At 72.5% G+C, this 5,985-nt stretch carries 6 protein-coding genes; all 6 read right to left on the reverse strand.

From position 1 onward, the window contains the following. Positions 1-484 (reverse strand): RNA polymerase sigma factor (locus AOK00_RS33425; protein ID WP_159041911.1); only part of this gene is annotated, 484 nt, incomplete at its 3' end. Positions 485-581: 97 nt separating this feature from the next. Further along, positions 582-872 carry a hypothetical protein gene (locus AOK00_RS33430; protein WP_055603901.1) on the reverse strand — a complete coding sequence of 97 codons (291 nt, stop codon included), beginning with the start codon at positions 870-872 and terminating at the stop codon, positions 582-584. A gap of 130 nt (positions 873-1,002) precedes the next feature. Next, the gene (locus AOK00_RS33435; RefSeq protein ID WP_055603902.1) at positions 1,003-3,222 is read right to left on the reverse strand and encodes an NADP-dependent isocitrate dehydrogenase; all 2,220 of its coding nucleotides are present in this window, start codon (positions 3,220-3,222) and stop codon (positions 1,003-1,005) included. Between the two features lie 43 nt (positions 3,223-3,265). Next, entirely contained in the window at positions 3,266-4,336 is a 1,071-nt protein-coding gene (locus AOK00_RS33440) for a phosphatase PAP2 family protein (RefSeq protein ID WP_055603903.1), read from the reverse strand. A 170-nt stretch (positions 4,337-4,506) separates the two neighbouring features. Further along, a complete protein-coding gene (locus AOK00_RS33445) occupies positions 4,507-4,710 on the reverse strand; it encodes a hypothetical protein (protein ID WP_055603904.1) in 204 nt (67 codons plus the stop codon). Positions 4,711-4,752: 42 nt separating this feature from the next. Continuing rightward, the coding region (locus tag AOK00_RS33450) for a glycoside hydrolase family 15 protein (protein ID WP_055603905.1) at positions 4,753-5,985 on the reverse strand (1,233 nt) is incomplete at its 5' end.

The following is a 5,985-nucleotide window of genomic DNA, read 5'->3' on the forward strand; positions in this document are numbered from 1 at the left end:
CGAGCTCGGCGCGGGTCAGCTCGCCCGCGGCCTCGAGCCACCACAGCGCGAGCAGCTCACGGTCGTCCTCGTCGAGCCAGCGGGTCGCACGGGCCACGTCGCGGCGCTGGCCGGACAGGCCGAGCCGGAGGATGGTGACCTCGGTGAAGTCGCCGGCGGCCGGGTCGGCGAGGTCGGCGGCCCGGTCGAGGCCGGGCACGGGTGCCTGCTGGCGTTCGCGCCAGCGGCGGCGGATCCCGTTCATGGCGATGGCGACGAGCCAGGACCGGAAACGGGCCGGGTCGCGGAGACCCGTCAGGCCGTCCAGGGCGCGGACCATCGTCTCCTGGACGATGTCGTCGGTGTCGACGTGGCCGTCCAGGGCCCGGCCGACGATGTTGTGGACGAGGGGCAGGTAGGCGCGGACCAGCGCGTCCCTGGCCTGCGCGTCACCGGCCCTGGCGGCCTCCACCAGCGCGGTGGTGCGGCGCTCGTCGCTGTGCATGGATCTGCTCCCTCATCCCTGGTGCGAGTCCCCCCTGGTTCGGAGACCCGGGGGCGAGGGAGGGATAACACTTATCGGTGATCGACGCCGACGTCCGTCACACCGGTGGTACGGGCAGAGTCGGGACCGTGGCCCCGTTCCCCTCCCGGACGGCTGCCACGACGGCGTCGTGCAGATCGCGACTCTCCTCCTCCGACGCGCACGGAACGGGACTGCCCGACATGGTGAACCAGTCGGACGCGCCGCTGTACTGCACGGCCACGCGTGCCTCGTTGTCGGCCCAGGTCGTGTGCACGGTCAGATCGCCCGTGACGGCTCCGGCCTCGACGGTCAGCACCCCACCTCGCCCGGTGTAGACACCGGCGGTCGTCCAAGATGCCCAGCTCATCCATCCAGGTTCACACCCGGATGGCGGATGCGCCACCGACGGGACCGCCCCGGTCGGAAGAGTTCCGTCCGGGGCGGCGCCACGCGTGCGCTCGACGGGGCGTGGGAGGCGGAGGGCCTCCCGTGCCGCGTCAGGCGAGGGAGGCGACGGCCTCGTTGAAGGTGGCGGACGGGCGCATCACGGCCGCGGCCTTGGCCGGGTCGGGCTGGTAGTAGCCACCGATCTCGGCCGGGGAGCCCTGGACGGCGACGAGCTCTTCGACGATCTTCTGCTCGTTGGCGGAGAGGGTCTCGGCCAGCGGCGCGAAGGCCTTCGCCAGCTCCGCGTCCTCGGTCTGGGCGGCCAGCTCCTGGGCCCAGTACAGCGCCAGGTAGAAGTGGCTGCCGCGGTTGTCGATACCACCGAGGCGACGGGTCGGCGACTTGTCCTCGTTGAGGAAGGTGCCGGTGGCGCGGTCGAGGGTGTCGGCGAGGACCTGGGCGCGGGAGTTGCCCGTGGAGGTCGCGAGGTGCTCGAAGCTGGCGGCGAGGGCGAAGAACTCGCCGAGGCTGTCCCAGCGGAGGTAGTTCTCCTTGACGAGCTGCTGGACGTGCTTCGGGGCGGAGCCGCCGGCGCCGGTCTCGAAGAGGCCGCCGCCCGCCATCAGCGGGACGACCGACAGCATCTTGGCGCTGGTGCCCAGCTCCAGGATGGGGAAGAGGTCGGTCAGGTAGTCACGGAGGACGTTGCCGGTGACGGAGATGGTGTCCTCGCCGCGGCGGATGCGCTCCAGGGAGAACTTCGTCGCGTCGACCGGGGACAGGATCTTGATGTCCAGGCCCTCGGTGTCGTGCTCCGGCAGGTACTGCTCGACCTTGGCGATCAGCTGGGCGTCGTGCGCGCGGTTCTCGTCCAGCCAGAAGACGGCCGGGGCGCCGGTGGCGCGGGCGCGGGTGACGGCGAGCTTGACCCAGTCCTGGATGGGCAGGTCCTTGGTCTGGCAGGCGCGGAAGATGTCGCCCTCGGCGACCTCCTGCTCCAGGACGGCATTGCCCTCGGAGTCGACGAGGCGGACGGTGCCGGCCTGGGCCATCTCGAAGGTCTTGTCGTGGGAGCCGTACTCCTCGGCCTTCTGCGCCATGAGGCCGACGTTCGGGACGGAGCCCATGGTCGACGGGTCGAAGGCGCCGTTGGCGCGGCAGTCCTCGATGACGGCCTGGTACACGCCGGAGTAGCTGTGGTCCGGGAGGACCGCGAGGGTGTCGGCCTCCTGGCCGTCCGGGCCCCACATGTGGCCGGAGGTGCGGATCATCGCCGGCATCGAGGCGTCGACGATGACGTCGGACGGCACGTGCAGGTTCGTGATGCCCTTGTCGGAGTCGACCATCGCCAGGGCGGGGCCCGCGGCGAGCTCGGCCTCGAAGGAGGCCTTGATCTCCTCGCCCTGCGGGAGGGACTCCAGGCCCTTCAGGACGCCGCCGAGGCCGTCGTTCGGGGAGAGGCCGGCACCGGCGAGCACCTCGCCGTACTTGGCGAAGGTCGCGGGGAAGAAGGCGCGGACGACGTGACCGAAGACGATCGGGTCGGAGACCTTCATCATCGTGGCCTTGAGGTGCACGGAGAAGAGCACGTTCTCGGCCTTGGCGCGGGCGACCTGCTCGCCGAGGAAGGTGCGCAGGGCGGCGGCGCGCATGACGGCGGCGTCGACGACCTCACCGGCGATGACCTTCAGCGGCTCGCGGAGCTCGCTGGTGGTGCCGTCGGCGGCGGTGAACTCGAAACGGAGGGTGTCGTCCTTGGTCACGACGACGGACTTCTCCGTGGAGGCGAAGTCGTTCTCACCCATGGTGGCGACGTTGGTCTTGGACTCGGGGGTCCAGGCGCCCATGCGGTGGGGGTGGTTCTTGGCGTAGTTCTTGACCGAGCCGGGCGCGCGGCGGTCGGAGTTGCCCTCGCGCAGAACCGGGTTGACGGCCGAGCCCTTGATCTTGTCGTAACGGGCGCGGACGTCCTTGTCCTGCTCCGTCCGCGGGTCGTCCGGGTAGTCCGGGAGGGCGTAGCCCTGCGCCTGGAGCTCGGCGATCGCGGCCTTGAGCTGCGGGATGGACGCCGAGACGTTCGGCAGCTTGATGATGTTGGCGCCCGGCGTCTTGGCCAGGTCGCCGAGCTCCGAGAGGGCGTCGGCGATGCGCTGGCCCTCCTCCAGGAACTCGGGGAAGACGGCGATGATGCGGCCCGCGAGGGAGATGTCCCGCGTCTCGACCGTGACGCCGGCCTGCGAGGCATACGCCTGGATCACGGGCAGGAACGAGTACGTCGCCAGGGCAGGCGCCTCGTCAGTGTGGGTGTAGATGATGGTCGAGTCAGTCACCGGGTGCTCCGCTCCACGTCTGCGTATGCGAGATTGCTCGACATCAAGATATCTCGTGATCGAGGTCCTCGGTAAAGGGCCCCACGAGCTCGCCGTCCCCGGGCGCTCCGGCTGCCTCGACGAAGGGCCCGCCGAGTCGGTACGGGGTGGGGGCGCCCTCGACGTCGACACGGCGGAGCAGACCGAGCAGGAGGAGGCCGGCGGCGGCGACCACACCGGCGGCGAGGGCCTGGCCGCAGCGGTGGGCGAGCCGGAGCTCGGCAGGGTCGTACGGGGCGGCGCTCGGCAGGGCGAGGGTGTCCCCGAGGAGCCAGAGGCCCACGCCGAGGCCGCCGGCGGCCAGCAGGGCGAGCGGCACGGTCACCGGGAGGCCGGGGACGGTGGGCCCCCGCCGGGCGCCGGGGCGCACCTTGCCCTTGCGGGCGAGGACGGCGAGGAGGCCGCAGAACACGGCGAGGACCACCAGGGCGGCGGCGATGACGTCACCGGGCCGGTGCTGGCCCGCGGCGATGGTGTACGCGCCGACGCAGACGGCCCAGAGCGTGGCGGCGCCGACGGCGACGCTGCGCGGCCGGTAGGGGACGACGAGGGCCAGACCGAAGGCGATGCCGAGGGCGAGCGTGGTCTGGGCGCTGGGGAAGCCGCTGGACATGAGCCCGCCGGCGTCGGCGTGCCGGGGGCGCGGTGCGTACCGCTGGAGGAGTCCGGTGAGGGCGAGGGCGGTGACGACCGCGCCGGCGGCGAGGCCGGTGAGGGCGTACCGCTTGCGTATCAGGCCGGCGGCGAGCAGCACGACGCAGCCGAGGACCAGCGAGAGGGTGGTGAGCCCGGCGAGCGAGGGGTGGTCGCGGAGCACGGTGGCGGCGGCGGTGTCGGCTCGCCGGCCGGTGATGGCCGCGTCGCCCCAGCGGCGGCCGGTCGCGGTGAGCACGAGGCCCGCGTAGACGACGGTGAGCAGGAGTACGGCCCCGAGGCAGCCACGCCGGGTCCTGGTGCGGACTCGGGTGCTGAACGATCCGGCGGCCTCGCCTGCCACGGCGGCGTACCACCAGGTGTCACCGGTCCCCAGCGGCCTCGGGGAGCCGCCCGCGCGGGGCCTGTCGTAGGAAGCCATGCCCCGATTCGAACCCAGGCGCGGCGGCCCCGCCCGCTGGACGCACCCGAACGAAACGCGTCGGCGACGTCTCAGCGGTCCGGGCGCGGGCGCCGGGCGCCGGTCGCGAGGACGAGTCCCGCGAGCGGGGCGAGCAGGGCGACGACTCCGAGGACGCAGGGGCCTCGCCCTCACCGGAGCTGTGCGCCCGCCTGGATGCCGAAGGCCACCGCCATCACCGACCGGGCCCGGCCGAAGAGCTCGGGCCGGGGGACGCGGCGCCGGGGGACGCGGCGCCCGCGGAACGGCAGGATCCAGCCGGTCCGGACGGCCGCCCCACCGCCGACGAGGAACAGCACCGCGAGCACGCTCGACACGACCGGGAACCACGACACGTCGAACCCTCTCGACTCCCGGGGGACCCGGAGTCGGCGCGATCATGCCACCGCGAGATGACGGGAACCCGTACGGTCGTGGCGCCGGGTCCCGTACAGCGTGAACGCCGTGTTCACGAGGGCGACATGACTGAGCGCCTGCGGCATGTTGCCCAGCTGGCGCCCCGTCACCGGGTCCCATTCCTCGGCGAGCAGGCCGACGTCGTTGCGGACGTCGAGGACGCGCTCGAAGACGGCGCGGGCCTCGTCGGGGCGGCCGGTCATGGCGAGCGCGTCGGCGTACCAGAGCGTGCAGGCGACGAAGGCCCCTTCGGTGCCGCCGAGGTCGTCGAGTTCGTGCGTTCCGCCGTCCCGTACGTCGCCGTAGCGGCGGAGGAATCCATGGTCGTCGAGCCGCGCCATCGCCCGGACGGTGCCGAGTACGCGGGGGTCGTCGGCGGGGAGGAAGCCGAGCCGGGGAATCAACAGGGCGGTGGCGTCGACCTGGTGGCCTTCGTAGTACTGGGTGAAGGACTGCTGCTCGTCGCTCCAGCCCCGCGCGCAGATCTCCGCGCGCAGTTCGTTGCGCAGGGCCTGCCAGTGCCCGAGCGAGCCGCGGAGCCCGGCGACCCGGGCGAGGCGGACGGCGCGGTCGGCGCCGACCCAGGCCATGACCTTGGAGTGGACGAAGTGACGGCGCGGGCCCCGGACTTCCCAGATGCCCTCGTCCGGCTCCTGCCAGCGTTTGCCCAGGTACTCCAGGAGCGAGGCGACCAGCGCCCAGTCCGGGGTGTCGAGGGCGACGCCGGCCCGGACGGCCGAGTAGACGGTGTTGAGCACCTCGCCGTAGATGTCGAGCTGGAACTGGTCGACGGCCGCGTTGCCGAATCTGACGGGGCGTGAATTCTCGTAACCCGGAAGCCAGTCGGCGTGCGTCTCGGGCAACTGCCGCTGCCCCTCGACCCCGTACAGCGGCTGGAGGTCCGCGGGATCGCCGGCGACGGCGCGGACGAGCCAGTCCTTCCAGGCGAGCGCCTCCCTGCGACAACCGCCGCGCAGCAGGCAGGAGAGGGTGAACGTGGAGTCCCGCAGCCAGCAGAAGCGGTAGTCCCAATTGCGCTGCCCGCCGAGGGACTCGGGGAGGGAGGCGGTGGCCGCGGCGACGATGCCGCCGGTGGGGGCGTAGGTGAGGGCCTTGAGGGTGAGCAGGGAACGGATGACCGCCTCGCGCGCCGGCCCCTCGTACCGGAGTGCGGCGGCCCAGTCGTTCCAGACGACGAGGGTACGGGTGAGGGT

The sequence above is a fragment of the Streptomyces aureus genome, from assembly GCF_001418135.1.
Taxonomy (GTDB): domain Bacteria; phylum Actinomycetota; class Actinomycetes; order Streptomycetales; family Streptomycetaceae; genus Streptomyces; species Streptomyces aureus_A.

Bases quoted from the DNA above. Each gene is read 5' to 3' on its own strand.
- AOK00_RS33430 (WP_055603901.1), bottom strand. From the start codon at position 872: ATGAGCTGGGCATCTTGGACGACCGCCGGTGTCTACACCGGGCGAGGT.
- AOK00_RS33440 (WP_055603903.1), bottom strand. From the start codon at position 4,336: ATGGCTTCCTACGACAGGCCCCGCGCGGGCGGCTCCCCGAGGCCGCTG.